The sequence below is a fragment of the Chryseobacterium sp. IHB B 17019 genome (assembly GCF_001456155.1).
Classification (GTDB): domain Bacteria; phylum Bacteroidota; class Bacteroidia; order Flavobacteriales; family Weeksellaceae; genus Chryseobacterium.
Genome location: NZ_CP013293.1, coordinates 3,906,464 through 3,931,789 on the forward strand (window position 1 = coordinate 3,906,464; position 25,326 = coordinate 3,931,789).

Genomic DNA, 25,326 nt, shown 5'->3' on the forward strand with positions numbered 1-25,326 from the left:
CTTCTTGTTGCCACAGATTTCACGGATTTACACGGATAATGTGGGTATTTTTGAAAATATTAGTGTCATTTTTGTTTAAACTACTTTGATTTAAATAAAAAACGGGCTTTAGCCCGTTCCTATTGATGTTATATTTTATTTTTGAATAAATTATTTTCCCAACTTTCTAATTCCCATTTCATACAAAGCAAAAGAAATCAAATCAGCATTTTCACTGATCACCTGATCGGTTGCTCTTCCTGCTCCATGACCTGCATTTTTTTCGATTCTTAACAAAATCGGATTGTTGCATGCCTGTTTTTCCTGCAATTCTGCCCCGAATTTGAAAGAATGGGCCGGAACAACTCTGTCGTCATGATCACTTGTAATGATCATTGTGGAAGGATAGCAGGTTCCTTTTTTTACATTGTGAACCGGAGAATATGATTTTAAATATTCAAACATTTCCTTGCTGTCTTCTGCAGTTCCGTAATCATAAGACCAGCCCGCCCCAGCCGTGAATTTGTTGTATCTTAACATATCCAAAACCCCAACTCCCGGGAAGGCAACTTTAGCTAAGTCAGGACGTATTGTCATCGTTGCACCAACAAGCAGTCCGCCGTTTGACCTTCCGGAAAGAGCCATATATTCTTTGGATGTATAACCTTTGCTTTGCAAATATTCTCCCGCTGCGATGAAGTCGTCAAAAACATTTTTCTTTTGCTGTTTTGTTCCCGCATCATGCCATTTTTTACCATATTCACCACCGCCACGGATGTTTGGAACGGCATAGATTCCGCCGTTTTCCATCCATATGGCATTTACAACTGAGAATGCAGGCTGTAAACTGATGTTGAAACCTCCATAAGAGTATAAAATTGTAGGATTTTTCCCGTCTAGCTTTGTCCCTTTTTTATAATTGATCATCATCGGGATTTTTGTCCCATCTTTTGAGGTATAGAAAACCTGCTCAGAAATATAATCTTCAGGATTGAATTTTACTTTAGGCTTTTGATAAACCTCCGATTTTCCTGTATCCGCATTGAATTTGTAGGTTGTTCCGGGCGTGATATAATTGCTGAATGAAAAATAAAGTTCCTTTTCTTTTTCCTTACCTCCGAATCCCGAAATATTTCCTTTTCCGGGAAGAGAAATTTCTCTGATCAGCTTTCCGGATTTGTCATATTGCTTCACCTTATCAATCGCGTCGATCATATACGTTGCAAAGAAATAGCCGCCTCCAGTAGAAATTGACAATACATTATCTGTTTGAGGAATTACATCTTTCCAGGTTTCCGGGGCTGGATTTTTGATGCTTGTCTTTACCAAACGCATATTTGGGGCATCTTTATCAGTAAAAATGAAAAGATCGTCGCTTTGCGTATCAACAATATTGGCGTTGATATCAAAACCTTCATTAATTCTGACAAATTCTCCTCCATTTTTTAAATCTTTAATATATAATTCATTTCCGTTGGTCGCATTGGCAGCAGAAATAATTAAATACCTCTGATCCTCAGAAACGCCTGCTCCTAAATATCTTCTCGGAGTTTTATCTCCCCCGAAAATCAATTGGTCTTCAGATTGTTTTGTGCCTAATTTGTGAAAATATACCTTATGCTTGTCCGTCATTCCGGAAAGTACGGTTCCTTCTTTCGGCTTGTCATAGCTTGAATAATAGAACCCTTCATCACCCTGCCATGAAATTCCGCTGAATTTTACATCCACTAAAGTTTCATCAATCTGCTTTTTGGTAATGGCATCAATGACGATAATCTTGTTCCAGTCGCTTCCACCTTCTGAAATTGAATACGCTGCAAGATTTCCTTTTTTATTAAAAGACAATTGAGACAGGGAAGTTGTTCCTTTTGCCGAAAATTTATTGGGATCAAGGAAAATTTCCGTTTCTTTTGTCTGATTGTTTGTTCTGTATAAAACCGACTGAGCCTGTAAGCCGTCATTTTTATAATAATAAGTATAATCGCCTTCTTTGAAAGGTGCTGAAATTTTTTCGTAGTTCCAGATATCTCTCAACTGGTTTCTGATCTCTTCTCTGAAAGGAATTTTTGAAAGATAGTCCTGACTGTGCTTCACTTCCTGATCCACCCATTTCTGAGTAGCGTCGGAATCATTTTCCAAATCCCTAAATGGGTCTGCAACAGAAATTCCGAAGTACATATCTTTTTGATTTCCTTTTACTGCTTTAGGATAAGTCATATTTTGAGAATACATTGCTGCGGAGAACAAAACTCCGGCTGTTAATAAGATCGGTTTAAAATTCATATCAAAATTCGATTTTCTCAAAAATAAGGAATCTATATCAAATAAAAAAGCCCCTGAATTCAGGAGCCTTGATTGTATATTTTTTAATACTTTTTTATAAGTTTTCTTCCTCGCCTTTCATCTTTTCAGCGTTTTCTGCCATGATTACTGCGTCAATCATCTCAGAAATATCACCATTCATATAAGCGTCAAGATTGTACATAGATTTGTTGATTCTATGATCTGTCACCCTTCCCTGAGGATAGTTGTAGGTCTTAATTTTTGCCGAACGGTCACCTGTAGAAACCATTGATTTACGCTGTGCAGCAATATCTCCCTGAACTTTTTGTAATTCGATGTCGTATAATTTCGTTCTCAACATTTCCATTGCCAGTTCGCGGTTGGCCAACTGAGAACGGGCCTGCTGACAAACAACCACCAACCCTGAAGGCTTGTGTGTCAACTGAACTTTGGTTTCAACCTTGTTTACGTTCTGACCCCCGGCTCCTCCTGAACGTGAAGTCTGCATTTCGATATCCGCAGGATTCAATTCAAAATCAACTTCTTCTGCTTCCGGAAGAACAGCAACCGTGATGGCCGAAGTGTGAACTCTACCCTGAGATTCCGTCTCGGGAACACGCTGTACACGGTGAACTCCGGACTCGAATTTCATGATTCCGTACACGCCTTCTCCTTCCACTTTCATGATCAATTCTTTGTATCCTTTTGCCGCTTCGTTGGAATCCGTCACTTCATGTTTCCAGCCTTTTGTTTTGAAATACATGGAATACATTCTGTAAATATCTTCCACGAAAATAGCCGCTTCATCACCACCGGTTCCGGCACGTAATTCTACAATTACGTTTTTATCATCTGCAGGATCTTTCGGAATTAATAATACTTTTAATTCTTCCTCTAGTCCGGGAATTTTTTCCAACGCTTCGTTTTTCTCGATTTTTGCCAATTCAACAAAATCTTTATCTGATCCGTCAGCAATGATTTCGTCGGATTCTTCGATGGTGTCCAAAGCTCCTTTATATTGATCGTAAACTCTTACAATTTTTCCCAAATCGCTATATTCTTTGTTCAAAGAAGAATATCTTTTTTGGTCTGAAATCACATCAGGCTGAATAATAAGGTCGGCAACCTCATTATATCGTTGTTTTATAGCTTCTAATTTTGGAATTAATGATTTAGACATTATGAAAATTTTGTGGGTGCAAAGATAAGGATTATTAATTCAATTTTAAAACTAATAGTTTGATTCACAAGTGGGGTAGGCTTTCTTTAAAAATCAGCTTCCTATGTCGATTTTAAAGGACTGCTTTTTGACTTAAAGCAAAGTATTCTTTAATTAAACTTAACAACTTAAATCGTCCTGATAGTTCAATGTTTAACTCTGGAAAACCTTTTATCAACCCAATACAAAACAATTCCTACTGCAACAATCCCCAATCCGATCATGCTTTCTTTTGGATTGTGAACTAAAGTGAAATATAAAATGTAAAAGCTAAATAATAAAAAAACGGTCGGAAAAACGTAAAACAAATTTGATTTAAATATTTTCCGTTGATCTTTTTTAATGAAATAAGCCGTAGAAATTGCCAAACTCGCAAACAATTGAAGGATAAAAGAAGTGTAAACAAAAATTTCTTTAAAACTTCCCGTTAGAATAATCAACGTTGCAATAATAGCATGAGCGAAAATAGCTCTTACCGGAATTCCTTTCTGATTGCCGGCTGACAGAGTTTTCCATAATCTGTTTTCTTTAGCAAAAGCCTGCGTTAGTCTTGAACCAACCCACAAATATCCGCTGATTGTCGCCACCAATTGCAATGCAATAAAGATATTTACCACCTTTCCGAAAGTATGTCCGAGCATATTATTGGCCGCTTCTCCCATCACATCTTCCTTTCCTGCTAATTGATTGACAGGAGCATGTTTCAGCATGATAAAATTAACCAAAAGGTAGCAAACGGTTACAAAAACGGTTCCTAAAATCAATGATTTCGGGAGGTTTTTCTGAACATCCTTAATCTCCCCTGCAATATATGAAGCGGAATTCCAACCTGTATATGAATAGGTTACAAAAACCAAAGAAGTTGCAAAAGCAGGAAGCATGATTTCGTTTTTCCAGGAATTATCTAATTTTAAACCATTTCCGATTTCCGGTCCCGAAAGCATTACGCCAAGAATGATTAAAACAACAACAAAAGCTATTTTAATAAAAGTAAAAAAATTATGAAACCTGCTCGAAGCCTTTAAACTAAACGATAAAAACATTGCCACCAGAAAAATCATTCCAATGGCAAAACCGTTTCCAAAAGAATAATTAAAAGCTGAAAGGTATTTCGACATTGCCAGGGCGGCCAAAGCCACCGGCGAAGAAAACCCGATGATCAGAGAAATCCAGCTCACCAGATAACCCAAAAGCGGATGATAGGTTTCTTTGAGATAAATAAAATCGCCTCCGTTTCCTTTAAAATGAGCTCCCAATTCCGCATAACAAAAAGCACCGAACAAAGCCAAAACCCCTCCAATTGCCCAAAGAAGGAAAATGCTGTAGGTATTCGTAATATCAACCAGCTGAAAGCCCAAAGTTGTAAAAATTCCTGTACCGATCATGTTTGAAACGACGATGGCAACCGCAGTCTTCCAGCCGATTTGATGTGAAGTGTTTTCCATTTAATTAAAATGTAAAATTAAGCCTTCCGAAGAAATAATTCCCCAACGTTCCCATTTGAACCGGCGCATATTTGAAAACACCAAAATAAGAATTTTCATAAATCTGCAAATCCGGGAAAACATCAAAAACATTGTTTGCCCCGACCGTCAGGTTAACATTTTTCGTGAAATCATAGCCTACACTTACATCGGTCACTACTTTTGGAGCAAATTCCTGAACGTCACCAAATGGATAACCATCACGAATCACCTTCCCGAAATAGGTATTTCTCACCAGGAAATTAAATTTTCCAATTCCGTAATTCAAGCCCAGTGTGGCTTTTGTTTTTGGAGATAATGTTTCGATAATATTGATCTGATCCGGCCCGAAAAATTCGTTTTGAGGCGTCTGTAGATTTGCTGGAAAATGAAAATCCGTGATTTTTGTTTCGGTATAATTTCCTGCGAGATTAATGTTTAAATTTCCACCGGCCAATTTCCAATCGTAGGAAACAACAAGGTCGACACCTTTTGTTTCTGTATCGATGGCGTTGGCAAAAAATCTTCCGCTTTCCACTCCGTAAGGCGTCAGTCGATCGTCTGTAATATTACTTGTAATAACGATTCTGTCTTTTACTTTAATTAAATATCCATCCACCGTAATGAAAAGCCTGTTTGCCGGCTTCAAGGTAAATCCTACACTTCCATTGACGGAAGTTTCTTGTTTTAACTTATCAAAACCAAGCACTTTTGCGGCCCCACTATCATTGTTAAAAATACCTTTTGTAACAATTGAATTTCCTGTTGTAGAAATATCCGCATAAGAATTATTAAAATGCTGCTGTTGCAAAGATGGCGCACGGAAACCCGTTCCCACCGCAGCACGGATAGCATAATTTTTTACAAATTCATACCTTACGGCCAGTTTCCCGTTCAAAGTACTTCCAAAATCTGAATAATTCTCGAATCTTCCGGCTAAATCTATATTTAATTTTTTATCTAAATCATAAGAAACATCTGCATAAACCGCCGTTGAATTTCTCGATTTTCTTAAAGCATTATTCGGTGAAAAACCAATGAAAGACTGCGATCCGCCTGCTCCTTCCATCGGAACTGGAGATCCCGGAACTGCTATATTTCCATTAATATCATATCTTGAGTAAGAAGCTTCTTCACCTGCTTGAATATCGTATTGTTCAAACCTGAATTCTCCACCAAAAGCAATATTAAAATTGTTGATATTTTTAGAAACATCAAGATTGATTGTATTTTGAAGGAAACTGTGTGATCCCGCCTTAAAACTTGTTGGTGATTTTGCTCCTAAAGAAGCGTTCACCGTATTGCTTACATCATAATTGAAAGTGTTATTCCCGAAAGTATTGCTCAGATCAAAAAGCCAGTCATTCACATTATATTTTGCTCCGACTGCATAAGAAATATCATAAACTTTTGAACCTAAAACCGGCTGAAAACCGTTGGGATAAATAGAGTTTACATTGTTGGAAGTTTCACTTGGAAGCCTTCTGAAACCGAAACCTTCACCTTCTTTTATGCTGAATCCTCCGAAAGAGTATAGTTTAAAACGATCATTAAAAGGATATTCTGAATTAAAAAATAATTGTGCCTGCCTGATTTGGGCATCTCCGATCTGGAAATTGAAATCGTCACGGGTTAGACCTCTTTGTCGAATTATTTCATCATCATCAGCTCTTGCCGTAGCGGGATCATCAGCAAAATCGTAGGCAAAATTATCCCCGAAAATATCAAGATTATGATTCTGTGTTCTCGTTGTTTTTCCTTTGTGGCTCAACTGTAATGAAAGATTGATATACCCGTCTTTTTTTCCTAAAGAAGCTCCGTAATTGGCTCCTGCCTGGTAAGTTTCCCCATCATTTCTTCCGGTAATTCCGTAATTTAAACTTGCGGAACCGCCCATATTTTTTTTAAGGATAATATTAATGACTCCGGCAATGGCATCAGAGCCGTATTGTGCTGCCGCGCCGTCTCTTAAAACTTCAATCCTGTCAATCGCAATCACGGGAATTGTCCCAAGATCTGTTCCTACAGAGCCATTACCAACTGTATTCTGATAATTAACCAAAGATGTTGTATGTCTTCTTTTACCATTCACCAAAACTAAAACCTGATCCGGACCCATACCTCTTAAACTCACAGGATCAATATGCTCTGTTCCGTCTGAAGCTGTCTGCTTTACAGAATTAAAAGAAGGAATGAGGTAGTTCAGTAAATCCTGAACGGTAGTTTGTGGTGAAGATTTTTGTATTTTTTCGATGCTGATGACATCTACCGGAACCGGCGTTTCTATTTTAGTTCGCTTAGCATTTCGGTTTCCGACAATGACTACATCTTCAATTTGAGTTTCTTTTTCCTTTTCCTGAGCTGAAACGAAAACAGCTCCAAGCAACACTATAGAAATGCTTAGTTTTTTCATCTTTTGTTTTTTGCAAAATTAATAATAAATCCGAATGAATGAAATCTGTAATGAAGAATCAAAAATAATAAAAGCCAATATCATTTTTACATTTATTTAAATATAAAAAAAACAAAAACACGTCCCAAAATCTGAAACGTGCTTCTTTATTAATAATGATGATTTTTATGAATTATTTTTCAATAGCAATGTCAATTACCTCTTCCATTCTATTGACGTAGTGTACTTTAAGGTTTTTAAGATAATCTTTTTTTATTTCTTCAACGTCTTTTTTATTGGCTTCACAAAGAATTACATCTTTGATCCCGGCTCTTGTTGCTGCCAACAGTTTCTCTTTGATTCCGCCGACAGGAAGTACTTTTCCTCTTAAAGTAATTTCACCCGTCATGGCAAGATGAGGTTTTACTTTTTTATTTTTAAATGAAGAAACCATCGATGTCAGCATTGCAATACCTGCAGAAGGTCCGTCTTTTGGGGTTGCGCCTTCCGGAACGTGGACGTGGATGTTTTTCTTTTCAATATCATCCTGAGAAATTCCCAGCTCATCATGCTTTGCTTTGATATATTCTAATGCAATTGTAGCTGATTCTTTCATGACTGTTCCCAGATTTCCGGTCATTGTCAAAGTGCCCTTTCCGCTACTTAATATACTCTCAATGAATAAGATATCTCCTCCTACGCTTGTCCACGCCAAACCTGTCACAACACCTGGAACCCCAGTGATTTCAGATAAGCTTTTCGGTCTCGGGACACCTAAAATTTCATCAATTTTTTCAATTGAAATTTTTGGGTCATAATCTTTTAATAAAGCGGTTTGGAGGGCTACCCAACGGGCGATTCCGGCAATTCGTTTTTCTAAAGTTCTTACCCCGCTTTCTGAAGTGTGGGCTTCGACAATATGTTTCAGTTCAGCATTGCCAAGCTTGAATGATTTTGAATCCAAGCCGTTTTCTTCCTGCTGTTTTTTTATTAAATGTCTCTTTGCAATCTCTATTTTTTCTTCCAAAGTATATCCTGCAATCTGGATAATCTCAGTCCTGTCTAATAACGGGCTCTGAATCGTTGACAATGAGTTTGCCGTAGCAATAAACATTACTTTAGATAAATCATAGTCCATTTCCAAGAAATTATCGTAAAATGACTTATTTTGCTCAGGATCAAGAACTTCTAGAAGCGCTGAGCTCGGATCGCCATGTAAACCTTGCCCAATTTTATCCATTTCATCCAGAACAATCACAGGATTGGAAGTCCCTGATTTCTTGATAGATTGAAGGATTCTTCCCGCCATTGCCCCGATATAGGTTTTTCTATGACCACGGATTTCACTTTCATCGTGAAGCCCGCCCAAAGAAAGCCTTACATATTTTCTTCCCAATGCATCGGCAATAGATTTCCCGAGTGAAGTTTTACCAACTCCCGGAGGTCCTACAAGCAATAGAATAGGGGATTTCATGTTGTTTTTTAATTTTAAAACAGCCATGTGTTCCAGAATTCTTTTCTTAATATCTTCCAGTCCGAAATGGGCTTTATCTAAGATTTTCTCGGCTTTTGCAATATCAAAAACGTCTTTGGTATAGGTTTCCCAGGGAAGATCCGTGAAAAAATCAAGATAATTTCTCTGGACATTATAATCGGGTGAGTTTGGATTTTGGCGTTGTAATCGGTTGAGCTCCTTTTGGAAATGTTCTTCAACTTCATTAGTCCATTTTTTCTCTTTTGCCTTTTTGATGAGGTCTTCAACATCGCTTTCAGGTCCGCCTCCAAGCTCTTCCTGGATGGTTCTGATCTGTTGATTTAAAAAATATTCTCTCTGCTGTTTGTCAAGATCCTTTGATGTTTTCTGATGAATCTGATTCCTCAATTCCAGTTTTCTGAAATCTTCGTGCATCATTTCATAACATTTGCTGGCTCTTTCCAGCAAGTTTTTCTCTTCAAGCAGTTTTTGCTTTTCAGAAGAGGGGAAATTAGCGTTTGTGCAGATGAAATTTAATAAATCATCATTGTTGTTGATGTTTTTAATGGCAAAGTTCGCGGCACTTGGGATGTTGGGATCAAGCTCTATTATTTTTAAGGCTAAATCTTTAATATTTTCCAGGAGTGCTTCATATTCTTCCTTATTTTTTGCTTTTCCGTCTTTTAATTTTGAAATTTCAGCTTTAAAATAAGGTGAAGTTTCAACAATTTTCTTGATCTTAAATCTGTGGAATCCTTTGGTAATGGCTGTAATGTTACCCTCGGGAAGCTTTATGATTTTAATGATTTTCGCCAAAGTCCCGGTTTGGTACAAATCATTTACGGTCGGCTGTTCCAGATCTGAGTTTTTCTGGCTTATAATACCTATAAAATCTCCATTTCTCTGTGCTTCCTCAAGAAGCTGAATTGATGTTTTTCTGCCTGCTGTAATGGGAATAACAACGTTCGGGAACATTACCATATTTCTTACAGGGAGGATCGGGAATATCTTTTGCTCAGAATTTTTTTCTGTCTCCGCAAGATCGGAAAGGTTGATCTCTTCAGCTACAATATCAAATCCATCGCTTATCATTTCTTCTAAACTAATATCTTCAAAGTCTGTCATAGTAAATCGAATGACAAATTGTCATTGCCGTTTTAATTCGTTAACGTGAAATTTCACAATATGCTTTAAAAAGAGATTGCATATGATGTGTGCTTAAATTGCACAAGACTTATGCCATTCATTTTTTAACAAAAAATATGGTCAAAATTTCCTTTTTTGTAAAATTTAAATTTAAAAAAATTAAAAAGAGGGCTTTGATTTCCGTAATTTCTTAAAAATGTGTATTTTCGCACACTGATAAAAAACTATAATATATATAATGGCAATTTTAGGACAAATTAGGAGTAAGCCTTGGCTTTTGATGGGAGTAATTGCATTAGCGCTTTTGGCGTTCCTTGTAAACCCGGAGAGTATCGATAAGGTTTTTGGTAAAAATCCTGATGTTTTAGGAAAAGTGAATGGTGAGAAAATTACCCGTGAAGAGTTTAATGATCAACTTTTCGTGTTGCAGCAACAGGCAGATCAGCAGGGCCAGCCAAAAGCAGGTCTTGAGGAGCAGGCTTGGCAATTGCTTGTGCAATCGAAACTGATTAAACAACAATTCGAAAAGCTGGGCTTTGAAATGACGGAAGATTATTTCTGGAATCAACTTCAGTATGATCAGATGTTTGCTCAACAGCAGCAGTTCTTTGATGAGAAAGGGAATTTCAAGACTCAGGAGCTTAAAAAACAAATCGAAGACATGAAGGCTGCTTCGCCGGAAGGATACAATCAATGGCTGAAAACCAGAAAGTCAATCGAGTACAGATTGATGGCAAGACAGGTTTTTGCTAATGTTTCCCAAGGTATTACGACAGGTAAAAAAGAAGCTGAAGAATTAATGAAGCAAAGAGATCAGCTAGCTGATATCGACTTTGTAAAAATTGATTATGCTGCATACCTTCAAAAAAATAATATTAAAGTTACTGCTGAAGATTTAGCGAATTATATCAAGCAGCATCCTATCATGTTCAAAGCGGAAGCGAGCAGAAATCTAGGTGTTGTATATTTCCCTTCTCAGCCAAGTGCAGCAGATGATGCGGCGGCTCAGAAAGAAATCAATAAGCTATTCTCAGCAGGAACTGATGCAAGTGGAGGCGCAGAAAATTTCCAGAATACTAAAAACGATTCTATGTTTGTTATGGCGAATTCTGATATGCCTTTCAGCAATCAGTATGTAATGCCAAACCAATTGCCACAGACTATCCAGGGCCAGATTGCTACAGCAGCGATTGGACAAACCTTCGGACCGTACAAAGAGCAAAACTTCTATGTAGTTTCTAAACTTTTAGATAAAAAAGCTTCTGATTCTACATTATCTAAGCATATTTTAATTGCGTACAAAGGTGCGGAGAGATCTACAGCAACAAGAACTAAGGAGCAAGCGAAAAAGATTGCTGATAGTCTTTTAACTGTGATTAAAGGTAATCCTGCAGCATTTGCAAATGGTCTTAAGCTTTCTGATGAGCCAAACGCAGTTGAAAGAAACGGTAGCGTGGGATGGACGACTCCTCAAAGTCAGTTTGCTCCGGGATATCTTAATTTCCTGGCAAGCAATCCTAAAGGATCTACAGGTCTTGCAGAAACAGAATTTGGTTATCACATCATTAATGTAGAAGATAAAAAGGCAGGAACGATGGGTTATAAAGTTGCCCATTTAGTAAAAGCTGTTAAGCCTTCTGATGCTACGGAAGCTGAAACTGATAAAAAAGCAAGAAAATTTATCCAGCAGGTTCAAGGGAAATCCTTCAACGATTTCGTGAATATTGCTAAAAAAGGAAACTACCAGTTTTCAAATCCTAAACAGGCGAAGAGATTTGACGGTCAGCTTCAAGGTTTAGGAACAGATAAAGATGCTGAAATCCTTGCATGGGCTTTTGATAAGAAAAGAGAAAAAGGGGATACAGAATTCTTCACTGTAGACGGGACAGGAGATAAAATTGTAGTTTACTTAAACGGGAAGCAGGAAAAAGGAACTGCTGATCCGGAATCTGTGAGAGATCAGATCGAAGTGGTAGTTAAAAATAAATTGGCTGCAAAACAGATTTCTGAAAAAATCGGTAAAGCAGGGAATTTGGATCAGATTGCTAAGCAATTTGCTACTACAAAACAATCGGCTCAGGTTAACCTATTGAATCCTTCAGTTGCAGGATCAATGGAGCCGAAAGTTGCCGGTGCAGCATTCGGTGTTAAGAAAGGACAGCTTTCTAAGCCGGTAGAAGGCGGAACAGGAGTTTATGTTTTAATCAAAAAGAACGAAACGGTAAACAAACAGCCTGGAGATCTTAAACAGTTCACAGAATCTATCACTCAGAGAAACGCAGGAATGTTCGGTCAAGCTTGGTTGAAGAGCTTACAGGATAATGCTAAAATTGATGATTATAGAATTGAGATCTGGAACAAAGTAGGTTCTCAACAATAATAGAAATTAATTTTTTAAAATATAAAAGTGGCAGAATTTTTGCCACTTTTTTTGTGTTCAACGCAGAGCAATAAAAGAAAAACATTAATTAAAATGTAGTATATTTGCTCATTAGAAAAAATTTAGCAAGTGAAGTTCAGTAAAGAATTAAAAGCTGGTGTAATTGCACTTTTAGCTATTGTAGGATTTGTGATTTTATTTCAATTTATGAAGGGCAGAAGCCTTTTTACTACCGATAATATATTTTACGCAAAATATGACAACGTAGAAGGGTTGGCTCAATCCTCGCCCGTTTCCATCAATGGTTTGAAAGTGGGGCAAGTTGATAAAATTATACCTCATACCGCCAAAGACGGTAAAATTGATTTTCTTGTAAAAATCACAGTTGACAATAATTTTGAGTTTTCAAAAAATTCCACACTTGAGATCTTCGAACCAGGATTGATGTCAGGAAAAGAAATGCGAGTAAATCTTGCATACGGTGGGCCAACTGCAAAAGATGGAGATACGTTAAAAGGAGCTTTCAAACTGGGAACTTTGGGAAGCCTTTCTTCTCAAGTAGGTCCCGTGAAAGATCAACTACAGACGGTTTTATATCGTGTAGATTCTTTAATGGCCAATGCAAATCAGGTCGTAAACGCTCAAAACCGAGAAGAAATCAGAGCTTTATTAGCCAATCTTAATAAAACCGTTGCAGCACTTCAGACCACGGCCGGAAGTGTGAATACTCTGGTGGGAAATAACGATCCGAAGCTGCAGAAAGTATTGGATGATGCAAGCCTTACCATGCAAAGTGGTAAAGTGACTTTGGATAAATATGGGAACCTGGCAGAAAGCATCGATACGAAGAGATTGAATGCTACTATTGCTAATCTGGATGCTACTGTTGGTAGACTTAATGATGTAGTTGCCGGTATCAATAACGGACAGGGAAGCTTGGGTAAACTGATGAAAGATGAGCAGCTTTACAACAACTTGAATTCTGCATCTACCAATTTGAATTCATTAATTGAAGACATGAAAGCAAATCCGAAGAGATATATTAATTTCTCGGTTTTTGGTAAAAATAATAAAGACTAATAGATTACCATGCAATATATCGATAATATAATTTTTCTGATTTTATTAGTTGCAGGTTTTGGACTTTTTGCAAAAAGTCTGCAAAAGATATATAGAAACATCAGATTAGGACGCGAGATCAACCGAAATGACAGAAAAGGAGAGCGCTGGGAAACCATGGCACGAGTGGCAATGGGGCAGAGCAAGATGGGAAAACGGCCGATTGCCGGTATTTTGCACCTTTTCGTTTACGTCGGTTTTATCATTATTAATATAGAACTTATCGAGATCATCGTTGATGGGATTTTCGGGACACATAGATTTTTAGCAACAATTCTAGGGCATGGTTTTTACAATTTCTTTACAGCAACTTTAGAGGTTTTAGCAATCTTGGTTGTAATCGGGGTTGTGACATTCTTCATCCGTAGAAATTTTTACGGGGTAAAGAGGTTAACCATGAAAGAACTTTTCGGATGGCCAAAACAGGATGCCAACTGGATTCTGATCATCGAGTTTGCTTTAATGATGGCTTTTTTCACAATGAATGCTTCAGATTCTATTCTTCAGATGAGAGGTTTTGAAGGGTTTCATCAGGTAGGATCATTCCCGATCAGTCAGATGACTTTTGTTCCATTTTTTGAAGTTTTTAGTTTTGATAATGGTTTTCTATTCTTTATAGAAAGAGGAGCCTGGTGGTTCCATTTTGTAGGGATTTTGTTCTTTATGAATTACCTTTATTATTCAAAACATTTACATATAATTTTAGCTTTTCCTAGTACTTGGTACGCCAATCTGGAGAAAAAAGGGAAATTCAATAATCTGGAATCGGTAACTCAGGAAATTAAATTAATGATGGACCCGAATGCTGATCCTTACGCTGCTCCGGCAGAAGGAAGTGAGGCAGAAGTTCCTTCAAAATTTGGTGCAGAAGATGTTTTTGACTTAAATCAGGTTCAGCTTTTAAATGCTTATTCCTGTACGGAATGTGGTCGTTGTACTGATGTTTGTCCTGCAAATATTACAGGAAAAAAACTGTCTCCGAGATTAATTTTAATGAAAACAAGAGACCGTTTGGAAGAAGTTGGCAAAAACATTGATAAAAACGGAAGTTTTGTTGATGATGGAAAGAAACTCCTGAACGATTATATCACAAAAGAAGAACTTTGGGCTTGTACGACATGTAATGCCTGTACTGAGGCTTGTCCCGTATTGCTTGATCCGCTTTCTATTATTTTCGAAATGAGAAGATTCCTCGTGATGGAGCAGTCTGCAGCACCGCAGGAATTGAATCTTATGATGACAAATGTAGAAAACAATGCCGCTCCTTGGCAGTATAATCAGGCGGATCGTCTGAATTGGGCAAATGATTAATAATAAACCATGCAAAAAATTGTCAACTTTATAGAAAAAAATGAGCTGGAAATTAGGCTGTCTTTCTATCTAATAGTTATCAATATTGTTTGGATCAATTTTGTAGTGTATCTTTTCTCCCAGAGTAATCTCCCTAATAATGTAGGTAATTATTCTTTATGGATACCGTCAATATTTTTTATCATTTATATCATTATAAAGAGCATAAAGTCTTCTGAATTTTTATTGTTTCCTCCCATTAGGTTTTTCTGTTTTTATTTTTTATTTCAGACTTTATTATTTGATGCATCCTTTTCAAGGAATTATGCTATTTTAAATCGTCAGAAATATGATAATTTAGATAAATTTATTATAGAAACTTATAATGACAGTAAAGAAATAAAAGTGACTCTTCTTGAAAAAATTTTTAACAAACTATTTAAATAAAAATTCATAATATAATGGATTTCAATATAAAAACAATGGCAGAATATGCTGCCGAAGGAAAATCACCTGAAGTTTTATTTTGGGTGGGTTGTGCAGGAAGTTTTGACGACCGTGCTAAAAAAATTACGAAAGCATTTTGCAAAATATTAAATAAAATAGGTGTTGATTTCGCAGTCTTAGGACAGGAAGAAAGCTGTACGGGAGATCCTGCAAAACGTGCTGGAAATGAGTTCATCTTTCAAATGATGGCCCTGACAAATATTGAAGTTCTGAACGCTTATGAAGTAAAGAAAATTGTAACGGCTTGTCCACACTGTTTCAACACCCTTAAAAATGAATATCCAAGTCTGGGTGGAAACTATGACGTTGTTCACCATACACAATTCCTCAAAACCTTAATGGAAGAAGGACGATTGAAGATTGAAGGCGGTGCATTCAAAGGGAAAAAGATCACTTTCCATGATCCGTGTTACTTAGGAAGAGCAAATAATGAATACGAGGCTCCCAGAATTTTATTAGAAAAACTGGATGCAGAGCTTGTAGAAATGAAGCGTTGTAAAACAAATGGACTTTGCTGCGGTGCCGGAGGTGCACAGATGTTTAAAGAACCTGAAAAAGGCAATAAAGACATTAACATCGAAAGAACAGAAGAAGCATTATCTTTTGAGCCTAAAGTAATTGCAACAGGTTGCCCGTTCTGTAATACAATGATGACGGATGGTGTGAAACATTTCAATAAAAATACCGAAGTTGAAGTAAAAGATATTGTAGAACTTCTTGCTGAAGCGGAAGATTTATAAATTGAAACAAATTTCCATGAAAATAAAATGGAGGCTTTCCTTTTTTTTCATATTGTCTCTGTTGACATTTCTTAGCTATTGGAATTACGAGAATAGAGTGTATGACTGGGATATGCCCGGGTACATCGGTAGTTTATATACCTTTAAACACCTACATCTACTGTTCGTGAACTCATATCCACTGGGCTTTTAGGACTTATTTTTTTTTTCAAAACATTCGTGGGTAAGAATCTGTTCACTTTTTATCTTCGCAAATATTTATATCAAATTTTTATTTTTTCCAAATTCAGCGGGGTTAAGATTTTTCTTTGGATTTATTATGTTGCTTTTTCTAATGTTTTTGTATGCATTAAGCAAAAAATATAATGGTTTTAAACTCAGGAAAATTGCGTAATTTTATACTTTATAAATTTATCAGAAATGAAGATTGAAGAATCAAACATTGTAGAAACAAACGATTATAGAGTTATCATATATCCGGCATCAAGACCTTTAGAAACAAAAGAGGCCAAGCTGATTACAGAAAAGCTTTTCGATTTTCTGGCAACTTGGGCGGCACACGGAAAACCACTTTCATCATCTTTTAAAATTGAAAAGAATCAATTTATTATTATTTGTGTAGATGAGGAGAAGGAATTGGCTTCCGGATGCAGTATTGATGCACTTGGAAAGGTAATGAGAGAAATTGATGAAGAGTTTCAGCTTGGTTTATTCGACAGAATGAAAGCAAGCTTTGTAGAAGATGGAGAAGTTAAGACATTGAAGCTTATGGATTTTAAATCAAAGGTGAGAAATGGGGAGGTTTCTAGTGATATTCAGGTTTTTGATTTTTCAAAAAATACATATCTGGATTTCCTAAGTCATTTTCTTTTGCCTTTTGAAAAGAGTTGGGCCGCTTCTATTAAGTAAACTTATTAAAATCAATAAAAAGAAAAGTGGAGCTATTCCACTTTTTTGCTTTAAAGTATATTTGTAAAAAATCCCCTATTAAAAGATTTCTGATTAAAATTATTCAAAACGATGTTGAAGATTCTTTTTTTAACCACTGCTCACCGATACGACGATGATAGAATATTTTATCATCAGGCGAAGACGCTTAAAAGTGAGGGAAATCAAGTTAAAATTTGCAGTCTTTCTTCAGAGTTCCAAGGTTATCTTGAAGGAATTGAAATTGAATCTTATTCTATTTTAGAAAAGAGCACGGAAGAGAAAACGAAAGTTTTCGAAAGAGTTTGCGATACCTTCCAGCCGGATTGTATCATCTGCTCTGAGCCATTGGCTGTGATTGCTTCAAAGAAGTTCAAAAAAGAGAAAAAAATCAGTGTTATTTACGATATTACGGAATGGTATCCATCGATGAGAATGGTTGAAAATTTTTCCTTTCCATTAAATATTATTCACGCTGTTAAGTTTTTTCTTGTCCAATTGTATGCAGGCTTTATCAGCACTCATTATATTTTTGGCGAAAACACGAAAAAATTTCCTCTGGCATATTTTTTCCCATTTAAAAAAAGTATTGTTTTACCTTATTATCCGGATGATATTTATATCCATCAACACATCAAAAAATTAGAGCAAAATAAAATTACCCTATGCTATACAGGCCAATTTTCCGAAGAAAAAGGAATCGGAAACTTTTTCGAGGCAATTAATAGTTTAAAGAATAAAAAGCCAGATCTTGAGATTTCAATTTTATTAATGGGAGGTACCAGAAAAGAAAAAGATGAGAAATATTTTTCAGAATTAATTTCAAAATATCAATTTGAGAATATCACTATTAAGAAATCGGCTTCTTTTGAAAGCTTTACAGAAGCTTACACAGACGCTGATATTTGTTTTGATTTGCGAACTCTGAATTATGAAAATCATCATTGTCTTCCAATAAAAATATTTTACTATGCAGCTTCTGGGAAGCCGGTTATTTATACAGATCTGAAAGCAACCCGGCAACAGGTAAACGTTTCAGAATTTGGGTTTTTGGTTGATCCTACAAATTCTGATGAAATAGCGGATATTATTCTCACATATATCGAAAACCCTGAATTATATTTTAAACACGCTCATAATGCCAGGTCAGAATATGAGAAGAACTATAACTGGAATGTTATTAAAAACTCATTTATCAACTTCATCAAAAAATCTATAAAATAAGATGAAGCAAAACACTATTTTGAAAACATTTTTTTCCCGTTTTTTAATTTTAATATTAAATTTTGGATTAGTCATTTACTCCACGAATATGTGGGGCAGTGAGGGGAAAGGTGTGATTTCGATAGTGATTGCAGACCTTACCATCATCAGCTTTTTTGCGAATATCTTTGTTGGAAGCAGCATGAGTTATTTTGCCTCAAAATTTAAGGTTGAGCAAATTTTACCGTTTGCCTATTTATGGTCAGTTATTATTGGAATATTGATTCCTGTTTTTTTCAGTTTTAATCATGGTTCGGAATATTCTAACTATCTGATTGTTCTTTCTGTTTTATCGTCACTTTTAGCTACAAATGTGAATTTGTTTGTGGGACAGCGGAACATTAAAATGTTCAATCTTTATACTGTTTTACAGCAAATTATTCATATTGTATTTATTGTCATTAATGTTTATATCGTTAAAATTACTTCTGTTGATTCTTATTTTATCGCGCAAATAAGCTGTTTCGGATTGCTGTTTTTAGTGAGCGCTTTTCAGGTTTTAAGACAATGCAATTTTAAAAATATTTCGTTTTCTAAAGAAATTGGTAGTAAACTATTCGATTACGGTTGGAAAACCCAATTAAGTGCTTTTCTACAATTTTTAAATAACAGATTATCCTTTTACTTCCTTGAATATTTCAAAGGAATTGTGAGTGTCGGCGTTTTTTCTGTTGGTATTGCTTTTTCAGAGGCGATATGGACAGTGAGCCGGAGTCTTTCTGTGGTGCTTTATGCGGATGTTATTAATAATAAAAATTCCAATGATGCCATTGAAAAGACCAAAGTTTCTTTGAGGGTCAGCTTTTTGATTACCTTATTATTTATCATTATAATGTTGTTAATTCCTGCAGAGGTGTATTCTATGATTTTTGGGAAAGATTTTAATCAGACTAAAGAAATTGTGTTATTTCTTTCACCCGGAATTTTGGCCATTGCAGTCAGTAATATTATAGGATATTATTTTGCCGGAATTAATAAATTAAGGATTTTAAATGTAAAAGCTATTGTCGGACTTATTTTTACAGTGATTTCATCATTTTTTATTATTCCGAAATGGGGAATCAAGGGTGCCTGTGTGATTACTTCGATTTCTTATTGCCTTTCTTCCGCGCTATTATTTTGGAGGTTTTATCAGATAACGGATTTTCATATTAAGGATTTTATTTTGTCGAAGGCAGAAATTAATTTGTTGTTGAAGAAGGTTTTGAAGAAATAGAGTACAATACTAAGCGAACTTTTATTTAACCACCCGTCAAAAATTCAATTTTCGCCGTAGGGGAATTCAAGTCCGGATAACATTTGTGTTTAAATAAGAAAATTTATCTTCCAAAAAATTAAATAAGTTTTTATCTTTGTGGGAATGAGGAATATTGTTTTTGGTTTTCTGGTAGTTTTTTGTGCGTTTTTAAGTTGTAAAAACGGCGATGATGAAGATTTGCAGAAAATTGATCAGATCATAAATATTTATATGAAAAATGATGCCGGGCGGGATTTATTTCATAAAAAGAAGAATACCACTTATTTTACTTACAGTATGAATGATGTAAATGGTGATAAAGATATTGCTCCGGTAAGCAGTTCGTTGAAGGCAACTTCAGATTCTACGCTTTTCATAGAATATATTGCAGGCGCCAAAAGAGTTGGGCTGGATACGCTTGATCCAAATAACAAAACGTATCATTCTGTAATCACAGTATCTTTACTAAAACACCTGAACAATACAGTGATAGACACTATTAGTGAAGAGCTGGAGATCCAGTACCGTTGGACACCTTCAGTTTTTGAAGTCTCGAAAGTGTATTATAATGATACATTGAGATTTACGAAAACACCGGGTTCCTCGAACGTAGTTACTATCATAAAATAATTTTAAATTTGCAAAACTGTTGACATTTCTGATGATCAACATTCTAATAATTAACATCTAAATAAAATGTTACAAGTCAATTTTTTGCGCGACAACAAAGAGCGCGTTTTAGAAGGTCTTAAAAAAAGACAATTCAAGAATCTTGAGTTGGTAGATGAGGCTATTGCTACTGACGACGAAAGAAAAAAAATTCAGTTTGAATTAGACTCCCAACTTTCCGAAATCAACAAAATCTCCAAAGAAATCGGGATTTTAATGAAAGAAGGAAAAAAAGAAGAAGCTGAATCCGCAAAATCTAAAACAGCGCAATACAAAGAGTCCAGTAAAGAATTGCAGTCACAATTAGATACAAAAGAAAAGGCTTTATTAGATATTCTGTACCAACTCCCAAACATTCCGAATGAAAAGGTAAAAAGCGGTGCATCTGCAGATGACAACGAAATCATTTATCAATCTCACGATGTGGAAGGTCTTGGTGAAGGAGCAATTCCTCACTGGGAACTGGCAAAGAAATACAACCTTATCGATTTTGAATTAGGAGTAAAAATCGCAGGTGCAGGTTTTCCAGTTTATCTTGGTAAAGGTGCAAGATTACAAAGAGCCTTGGTTCAGTATTTTCTGGATAAGAATGTTGAGAAAGGATATATGGAAGTGAATCCGCCTCACGTTGTCAATGAAGCTTCAGGATACGGAACGGGTCAATTGCCTGATAAAGAGGGGCAAATGTATTTTATTAATGAAGATAATTTATATTTAATTCCGACTGCAGAAGTTCCTGTGACGAATCTTTATCGTGATGTTTTGTTCGAGGAAAAAGATTTGCCGATAAAAAATACTGCTTTTTCACAATGCTACAGAAGGGAAGCCGGAAGTTACGGGGCTCACGTAAGAGGTTTGAACCGTCTTCACCAGTTTGAAAAAGTAGAAATCGTAAGAATTGAAAAGCCGGAAAATTCTTACGCTGTTCTGGAAGAAATGGTGGAACATATCAAGGAAATTCTTACTGATCTTGAGCTTCCATACAGAGTATTAAGACTTTGTGGCGGCGATACTGGTTTTGCTTCTGCGATGACATACGATTTTGAAGTTTGGAGTGCAGCTCAGGAAATGTGGCTGGAAGTAAGCTCTGTTTCCAATTTTGAAACTTTCCAGGCGAACAGATTGAAATGCCGTTACAAAACGGAAGGAAAGTCTCAGCTGGTTCATACATTAAACGGCTCTGCAATGGCATTGCCAAGAATTATGGCGGCTTTGCTTGAAAATAATCAGACAGCAGAAGGCATTAAGCTTCCAAAGAAGGTTGCTGAATATGCGAGATTTGATTTGATTAATTAATTTAATTATTTAAATATAAAACAAAAAAACCTCTGAAAATCTTTCAGAGGTTTTTTTTGTTAGGTTAAACTATTTTTAATGACAATTTTCTTTGCTGTGATCATGCGTACTGTGATCTCCCGGCAAATGGCATTGTCCGTTATTGTCTTTGGAAATCGTCATTGCTGCAGCGGGTGGAGAAATATAAGGGATTCCCAGCTCCAAGCCTCTCACGATAAACAATCCGCCTAAAATAATCATGACAACAGGAATCACCTTTAAAATTTTCATTCTAAAAGCTTGATTCATCAGATTACCGGCCAAAACTACTGCAAACATGAACGGAAGTGTTCCCAACCCAAATAAAGCCATATATAAAGCTCCCTGCCAGATTCCTCCGCTTGCAAGGCTAGCCGTTAAAGCCATATAAACCATTCCGCAAGGTAGAAATCCGTTTAATATTCCTGTGGTGAATCTTGAGCGGTAATCTGCTTTTTGAAGGAGCTTTCCTAAGTTTGATTTAACTTTAAATAAAAATTTAGAAAAAAAAGGAATTTTTGAAGCAAAATCCTTTCCTCCAAAAGAAGAAACAGCCATTACAATCAATAAAATCCCAACAGCGATTGTAAGATATTTCTGGAAACCGGCCATTTCAAACCCCTCACCAATAGTCCCGAGAATCGCTCCTAGAAGGGAGTACGTAAAAATTCTCCCAAATTGATACGTAAGATTCTGAAGGTAGTAATTGGTAGCCTGCTTTTTTGTTAATCCCATCGACAAGGCAATAGGTCCGCACATCCCGATACAGTGGAATCCGGAAGCGAAACCTAGCGCAATTGCCGATACAATAAGTGCTATTTCCATATCACGTCGTAATCCATTCGGTAGTCTGTCTTATCTTTTGTCCAGTTTAGCCTTAATGTATAATTTCCCAGTGTCAGTACCTGAGCGGGAATTATGAATGATTTGTTGGCATCAAGCTGTACAGATTTATGTATATCCAGATTCTGGTCGTCGGTTCTGTTTAAAACAAATTTTACCGTAGTATTGGAATTGTCATAGTCTTTTGGAAAAGTAATGGTAATTCCGTTTTTATTTTGGCTGTATACAGGCTTTTCCTGCAATTGGTCAGCTCTTCTTTTAGCATCAATTACATCTTGGTATTTTAATTCTTCTTCGTAATAATTATCAGTTACCATCTCTGAATTTTTCTGCCCGTTCGGGAAAAGAAAAAGCATCGACAAAATAAAAATTATGAACGCAAATAATGCGATTACAACACCGTGTCCCCAACTGAAGTTCTTCATTGCTTAAAATTAAAATTGTAATTTAAATGGTCCCTCAAAATAAGTCTGATAAGAATCTACCAGGTTTCCTTTCATATCATACACCCCGATGGTAATATTCTGTTTGGAAAGATTCATCTCTTTTTCCGGGAAGCTTATATTAATGGTTCCTTTTGTAATTTTGTCTCTTTCTACCGCAATCTTGCTTGAAGCACTGTAAATTACTTCTCCATGCTTAGGCTCGATTACTTTAATAGTTACCAGCTTTTTGTCGTTGGTCTTGTTTAAGAAAGTATAATTGTAAGTATTGGTGATCTTTCCGTCTCTCAGGAAGAAGGTACTTCCAGCAGGCTTAATGAATTTTGCTTCCATTTCACCTCTGTTATAGAGAAGATAGCCTAAAAATCCTACCAAAAGAACAAGTATTAAGGCAAAACCTTTCATTCTTCCCGTAAACTTGAATTCAGTTTCCTTTTCAATTTCATTTTCTGAGGCGTATCTGATCAGTCCTTTTGGAAGACCTACTTTCTCCATTACTTCATCACAGGCATCGATACATGCTGTACAGTTCACACATTCCAGCTGTTGTCCGTCTCTGATGTCGATTCCGGTAGGGCAGACCACCACACATTGATGGCAATCAATACAGTCTCCTTTTCCGGCTGCCTTTCTGTCTTCACCTTTTCTCCATTTGGCTCTGTTTTCGCCTCTTTTAAAATCGTAGAAAACGTTGATGGTGTCTTTATCAATTAAAACTCCCTGCAATCTTCCGTACGGACAAACTAATGTACAAACCTGCTCTCTGAACCAAGCAAATACAAAGTAAAAGGCTGCCGTAAAGAGGACCATTACAATGAAATTGGTGGGATGTGCAAACGGTCCTTCCGAAATGATTCTGAAAATTTCTTTATAACCTACAATATACATGAGCATAAAGTGAGTAATAATTAAAGAAATGATGACGTAAACAGTCCATTTAAGACCTCTTTTCCAGATTTTTTCGGTATTCCATTCTTGTCTGTCAAGCTTCATCTGCTTGTTTCTGTCTCCTTCGATAGCATATTCTATTTTACGGAAGATCATTTCTAGAAAAATTGTCTGAGGACAGATCCACCCGCAGAAAATTCTACCGAAAGCAATCGTAAATACAATAATAAATATTAAGGAAGCAATCGCTCCAAGAGTAAGGATGAAAAAATCCTGAGGATAGAAGGGTTGTCCAAAGATGAAAAACTCTCTATCAATTACGTTGAATAGTATCAGCGGATTTCCATTGATTTTAATAAATGGAACCGCAAAATAAATGAGTAATAAAATATAGCTTACAAGATATCTATAGTTGGTATACTTTCCTTTAGGTTTTTTGGGATATACCCATTTCCTTTTTCCGGATTGATCCATTGTCCCTATAGAATCTCTGTAAGTTTCAGGGTCCAGAACTTGTCCCTGTCCGCCGCGTACTTCTATTTCTTCTATGTCTGACATTTTACTATATATTTAAAAAAAGAAAAAACATAATTCGTTACTATTTTTTTCTAATAACAAATTATGTTTTTTCATATGCTTTAATTTTTATTTAAAATTATTCTTTTTCCCAATGTGCTTCAGTTCCCTGAGGAGCAGCTCCACCCTGAGCAGGTGCCACTGGAGGTAATTCCTGGTTGATGTGATAAACGTATGCTGCAATCTTTTCAATTTCAGCTCCGGAAACCTCACCGTTTTTACCGAATGGTCTCATCGAAGGGTTGGTAGGAGAACCGTTCCAGTCCATATGGAAAACTGTTTTAAATAATGTTTTCTCCGGCTGGTTGATCCAGTAGTTATCAGTAAGGTTTGGCCCGATACCACCGCTACCATCTTCCTTGTGACAAGATGCACAATTTGTTTTGAACAACTCCTTACCTTCTGCAATATTATCAGCTGAATATTTTGCTGTTTCAATAGTTACAGGAGGCTGGTTTTTCTGATATTCTTCTATACTTGCCAATTGTTCCTTATATTCTTGCTCATATTCGTCCAGCGGGTGGGCGAAGTTTGTGAAAGAATAGGCTGTGATATACACAATACAAAAAGCGGTCCCAAAATAGAATAAACCTAACCACCATTTTGGTAATTGATTATCCAACTCCATAATTCCGTCGAAACCGTGGTCGATAAGGATATCCTTTTCTTCAGCTGCAGATTGCTTTTTGAATGCTGCGTTATATAATCTCTTTAAGTAAGGAACTTTCTTTTCAGCTAAATATGCCGCTTTCTCTTCAGGAGACAGTTTTTTGAATTTATTATTTTCAATTAAATCTCCAATGGCACTGTGGATATATGCTAAAATACCGGCAATTACTACAGTTCCCCAGAAATAAGGTGATCCTAAGAAATTATAGCTTTGTACAAACAGATAATAAAAAACTATTAAAAGTCCGATTATTATTAAAATGTTTACAACAACAGGTGTTCTTTGTTTCATAATAGTAGCTTAATTTTTTAAATTAAAATCATCATCTTCATCATCCTGCAGAGGTGCTTCTTCTTCCTCTTTGTAATATTTTTTAGGCCTGCTAAAAACATAAATTACCAAAGCTACGAAGAACAGCATAAAGAAAATCAGAGCCAACGTCTGGTAAAAACCAGCGTTATCTGTGTTGGATAATATGTCTTTAAAGTTCTGAGGTATCATGAT

Annotated in this window: 19 protein-coding genes; 9 read left to right on the forward strand and 10 right to left on the reverse strand. The window is 36.2% G+C overall.

What is annotated here, in order from left to right; all coding sequences use genetic code 11:
- Window positions 1–150 precede the first annotated feature (150 nt).
- The 5 genes from ATE47_RS18105 to lon form a co-directional block, all read right to left on the reverse strand.
- Complete coding sequence (locus ATE47_RS18105) at window positions 151–2,211, reverse strand: prolyl oligopeptidase family serine peptidase (protein WP_442857095.1); 2,061 nt, start codon at window positions 2,209–2,211, stop codon at window positions 151–153.
- Window positions 2,212–2,356: 145 nt separating this feature from the next.
- Window positions 2,357–3,442, reverse strand: a complete 1,086-nt coding sequence (gene prfA, locus ATE47_RS18110) for a peptide chain release factor 1 (protein WP_062163276.1) — start codon at window positions 3,440–3,442, stop codon at window positions 2,357–2,359.
- A gap of 185 nt (window positions 3,443–3,627) precedes the next feature.
- A complete protein-coding gene (locus ATE47_RS18115; protein WP_062163277.1) occupies window positions 3,628–4,926 on the reverse strand; it encodes an APC family permease in 1,299 nt (432 codons plus the stop codon).
- Between the two features lie 4 nt (window positions 4,927–4,930).
- Window positions 4,931–7,357: a TonB-dependent receptor plug domain-containing protein gene (locus tag ATE47_RS18120; RefSeq protein ID WP_062163278.1), complete on the reverse strand. Its 2,427-nt coding sequence runs from the start codon at window positions 7,355–7,357 to the stop codon at window positions 4,931–4,933.
- A 172-nt stretch (window positions 7,358–7,529) separates the two neighbouring features.
- Entirely contained in the window at window positions 7,530–9,935 is a 2,406-nt protein-coding gene (gene lon / locus ATE47_RS18125) for an endopeptidase La (RefSeq protein WP_062163279.1), read from the reverse strand.
- Window positions 9,936–10,194: 259 nt separating this feature from the next.
- Between lon and ATE47_RS18130 the strand changes: the two genes are divergently transcribed.
- From ATE47_RS18130 to serS, 9 genes are all read left to right on the forward strand, one after another.
- Entirely contained in the window at window positions 10,195–12,336 is a 2,142-nt protein-coding gene (locus tag ATE47_RS18130) for a SurA N-terminal domain-containing protein (RefSeq protein WP_062163280.1), read from the forward strand.
- A 129-nt stretch (window positions 12,337–12,465) separates the two neighbouring features.
- Entirely contained in the window at window positions 12,466–13,416 is a 951-nt protein-coding gene (locus ATE47_RS18135) for an MlaD family protein (protein ID WP_062163281.1), read from the forward strand.
- A 9-nt stretch (window positions 13,417–13,425) separates the two neighbouring features.
- On the forward strand, window positions 13,426–14,766 hold the full coding sequence (locus tag ATE47_RS18140; protein ID WP_062163282.1) for a (Fe-S)-binding protein: 1,341 nt from the start codon (window positions 13,426–13,428) through the stop codon (window positions 14,764–14,766).
- Window positions 14,767–15,206: 440 nt separating this feature from the next.
- A complete protein-coding gene (locus ATE47_RS18150; protein ID WP_062163284.1) occupies window positions 15,207–15,992 on the forward strand; it encodes a (Fe-S)-binding protein in 786 nt (261 codons plus the stop codon).
- 420 nt (window positions 15,993–16,412) lie between these two features.
- On the forward strand, window positions 16,413–16,901 hold the full coding sequence (locus ATE47_RS18155; RefSeq protein ID WP_062163285.1) for a hypothetical protein: 489 nt from the start codon (window positions 16,413–16,415) through the stop codon (window positions 16,899–16,901).
- 111 nt (window positions 16,902–17,012) lie between these two features.
- Entirely contained in the window at window positions 17,013–18,143 is a 1,131-nt protein-coding gene (locus ATE47_RS18160; protein WP_062163286.1) for a glycosyltransferase, read from the forward strand.
- A gap of 88 nt (window positions 18,144–18,231) precedes the next feature.
- Entirely contained in the window at window positions 18,232–19,398 is a 1,167-nt protein-coding gene (locus ATE47_RS18165; protein WP_228376292.1) for a polysaccharide biosynthesis C-terminal domain-containing protein, read from the forward strand.
- A gap of 144 nt (window positions 19,399–19,542) precedes the next feature.
- Window positions 19,543–20,049, forward strand: a complete 507-nt coding sequence (locus tag ATE47_RS18170) for a hypothetical protein (protein WP_062163288.1) — start codon at window positions 19,543–19,545, stop codon at window positions 20,047–20,049.
- A 66-nt stretch (window positions 20,050–20,115) separates the two neighbouring features.
- The gene (gene serS, locus ATE47_RS18175) at window positions 20,116–21,384 is read left to right on the forward strand and encodes a serine--tRNA ligase (protein ID WP_062163289.1); all 1,269 of its coding nucleotides are present in this window, start codon (window positions 20,116–20,118) and stop codon (window positions 21,382–21,384) included.
- 75 nt (window positions 21,385–21,459) lie between these two features.
- On the opposite strand, the gene ATE47_RS18180 is transcribed toward serS, so the two are convergent.
- From ATE47_RS18180 to ATE47_RS18200, 5 genes are all read right to left on the reverse strand, one after another.
- Window positions 21,460–22,227 carry a sulfite exporter TauE/SafE family protein gene (locus ATE47_RS18180; protein ID WP_062163290.1) on the reverse strand — a complete coding sequence of 256 codons (768 nt, stop codon included), beginning with the start codon at window positions 22,225–22,227 and terminating at the stop codon, window positions 21,460–21,462.
- Complete coding sequence (locus ATE47_RS18185; RefSeq protein WP_062163291.1) at window positions 22,218–22,670, reverse strand: FixH family protein; 453 nt, start codon at window positions 22,668–22,670, stop codon at window positions 22,218–22,220. The genes ATE47_RS18180 and ATE47_RS18185 overlap by 10 nt, the downstream gene beginning before the upstream one ends.
- Window positions 22,671–22,679: 9 nt before the next feature.
- Window positions 22,680–24,134 (reverse strand): cytochrome c oxidase accessory protein CcoG, encoded by a 1,455-nt coding sequence (gene ccoG, locus ATE47_RS18190; RefSeq protein ID WP_062163292.1) that lies wholly within the window; start codon window positions 24,132–24,134, stop codon window positions 22,680–22,682.
- Between the two features lie 97 nt (window positions 24,135–24,231).
- A complete protein-coding gene (locus ATE47_RS18195; RefSeq protein ID WP_062163293.1) occupies window positions 24,232–25,113 on the reverse strand; it encodes a cbb3-type cytochrome c oxidase N-terminal domain-containing protein in 882 nt (293 codons plus the stop codon).
- 9 nt (window positions 25,114–25,122) lie between these two features.
- Window positions 25,123–25,323: a cbb3-type cytochrome oxidase subunit 3 gene (locus ATE47_RS18200; protein WP_062163294.1), complete on the reverse strand. Its 201-nt coding sequence runs from the start codon at window positions 25,321–25,323 to the stop codon at window positions 25,123–25,125.
- Window positions 25,324–25,326: the final 3 nt, after the last annotated feature.